Raw genomic sequence first — 2,598 nt, 5'->3', positions numbered from 1 at the left:
GGCGTTTTCATCGCCCATTGCATCGAGCTGGACATTACGACGGATGGCCTGACCAAGGACGAAGCCGTCAACAACCTCAAGGATGCGCTCGATTGCTATTTCGCCAATCCCGACGAGCGACTCGACCGGCGTCTGCAGGGCGCTGACGATGAGGTTGATGCATTGTAGCGATCGGCTTGTCGGGGCGATTCGCCGCGCTCCGCTTTGCTTAGCACTTCTCGCCGGCTCTTGGCATAATCGGGCCAATGCTTGCTTACATCATCCGCCGCCTGCTTTATGCGTTGCCTATCCTGATCGGGGTTAACCTCGTTACCTTCGCGCTGTTCTTCGTCGTCAATACGCCGGACGACATGGCGCGCATGCAGCTCGGCGTCAAGCGGGTGACGCCCGAGGCGATCGAGAGGTGGAAGGTCGAGCGCGGTTACGACAAGCCGCTTTTGTGGAATAGCGAGGCGCGCGGGCTGAATGCTGCGGTCGACACGATTTTCTTTCAAAAATCGGCCCGCATGTTTGTTGGCGATTTCGGTCGGGCCGAGGATGGCCGCGACATCGCTCGCGAAATCGGCAACCGGATGCTGCCGTCGCTGGCCATCGCGCTGCCGACCTTTATTCTCGGCCTGTTCGTGACGATTACGTTTGCCCTGGCGCTGGCCTTCTTCCGTGCCACGGCGTTCGATTTCTGGGGTGTCGTGTTGTGCGTCGCAGCGATGTCGATTTCCGGGCTGTTCTACATCATCGGCGGGCAATATCTGATCAGCAAGGTGTGGCGGCTAGTGCCGATTTCCGGCTTTGGCGCCGGGCTTGAGGCGTGGCGTTTCCTGATCCTGCCGGTGCTGATCGGCGTCGTGTCGGGCATCGGTTCCTCGACGCGCTGGTACCGGACGATTTTCCTCGAAGAGGTCAGCAAGGATTACGTGCGCACCGCCCGCGCCAAGGGCCTGCCGGAAACGCTGGTGTTCTTCCGCCACATTTTGCGCAATGCGCTGATTCCGATCCTGACCGGCGTCGTCGTGGTCATTCCGCTGCTTTTCATGGGCTCGCTGCTGACCGAATCCTTCTTCGGCATCCCCGGCCTGGGCAGCTACACGATTGACGCGATCAACGCGCAGGATTTCTCGGTGGTGCGGGCTATGGTCTTCATCGGCTCGGTGCTCTACATCGTCGGCCTGATCCTGACCGACATTTCCTACACGCTGGTTGATCCGCGGATACGCTTCGCATGATGGGCTTGCAGATCGTCGTGCTGTGGTCGGATGTGCTGATCTGGTTGCTCGTCGCGGCCGGTCTGGGCCTTGGTGTGCTGATTGCCAAGAACCCGCCGCTGCTCGCCGCCTGGCGCCGGGTTGGGGCGAATCGGGTCGGCATGGCGTCGGCGACGGTGCTGCTCGCCTTCATTTTGATCGGCCTGCTCGATTCGCTGCATTACCGCGCGCAACTCGAGAGCCAGCCGGGGCAGAAGGCGGTTTATGCGATCGAGGTGCTGTCGGCGCTCGATGCGCTGGCCGCGCCGCTGCGTTCGCGCAATGAAAAAACCTACTCCGAGCCCTTTGCGACGCGGCTTTACGCCAAGGAAACCATCGACGTTCCGGGGCAGGGGACGGTGCGCGATTACCCGCGCCTCAAGCACGGCGGCCAGCATCTTGGCGAACGCGAGGATGACGTCGCAGCCGATGCCGGCCTGACGGCCCTGAAGGCCAGTGCACTGGCCTTTATCGGCTGGTTGGGCGTGTTTGGCGCGGTTGCCACGGTCAACCGGAAAAAATGCCCAAAATTGAAATTGCGCGAAGCGGCCTTCGCCTGGGACGCCGTGCTGCTGACGCTGTTGCTCATGCTGCTGGTCATCGTCCCGCTGCTCTGGCTATCCGGCGACTACCACGTCTTCGGCACCGACAAGGTCGGCCAGGACGTGCTCTACCAGATCCTCAAAAGCGTGCGCACCGGGCTCATCATCGGCCTCGTCACAACGCTGGTCATGCTGCCCATGGCCGTGCTGCTCGGCATCGTCGCCGGCTATTTCCGCGGCTGGGTCGATGACCTGATCCAGTACATCTACACGGTTCTCAATTCGATCCCCGGCGTGCTGCTCATCGCCGCCGCCGTGCTCATGATGCAGGTCGTCATCGATACGCACCCCGAATGGTTCTCGACCGCCGCCGAGCGCGCCGACCTGCGCCTGCTCGCCCTCTGCTTCATCCTCGGCATCACGAGCTGGACGGGACTGTGCCGGCTATTGCGCGGCGAGACGCTCAAGCTGCGCGAACTCGACTACATCCAGGCGGCGCAGGCCTTCGGCGTGTCGAGCTGGCGCATCATCGTCCGCCACATCCTGCCCAACCTCATGCACATCGTCATCATCGCGCTGGTCATGGATTTCTCCGGGCTCGTCCTGGCCGAGGCGGTGCTGTCCTACGTCGGCATCGGCGTCGATCCGACGATGACCAGCTTCGGCACGATGATCAACAACGCCCGCATGGAACTCGGCCGCGAGCCGGTCGTCTGGTGGTCGCTGGTCGCGGCCTTCGCGGCCATGTTCATCCTCGTCCTCGCCGCCAACCTGTTCGCCGACGCCGTGCGCGACGCATTCGACCCGAGGGCTGC

2 protein-coding genes are annotated in these 2,598 nt (G+C 62.6%); both read left to right on the top strand.

Annotated elements, in window-relative coordinates; all coding sequences use genetic code 11:
• Window positions 1-245: 245 nt before the first annotated feature.
• Window positions 246-1,223, top strand: coding sequence for an ABC transporter permease (locus ADADOO_RS11480; protein WP_511277646.1), 978 nt, complete (start codon window positions 246-248; stop codon window positions 1,221-1,223).
• Window positions 1,223-2,598 (top strand): ABC transporter permease (locus ADADOO_RS11475; RefSeq protein WP_511277645.1); only part of this gene is annotated, 1,376 nt, incomplete at its 3' end. The genes ADADOO_RS11480 and ADADOO_RS11475, both read left to right, overlap by 1 nt.

It is taken from the genome of Azonexus sp. (assembly GCF_036170495.1).
Taxonomy (GTDB): domain Bacteria; phylum Pseudomonadota; class Gammaproteobacteria; order Burkholderiales; family Rhodocyclaceae; genus Azonexus.
Note: the sequence above shows the minus strand (reverse complement) of the source record. Positions and strands in the feature narration are given on the sequence as shown.

Coding starts and splice junctions, on each gene's coding strand:
- ADADOO_RS11480 (WP_511277646.1), top strand. CDS start 246: ATGCTTGCTTACATCATCCGCCGCCTGCTTTATGCGTTGCCTATCCTG.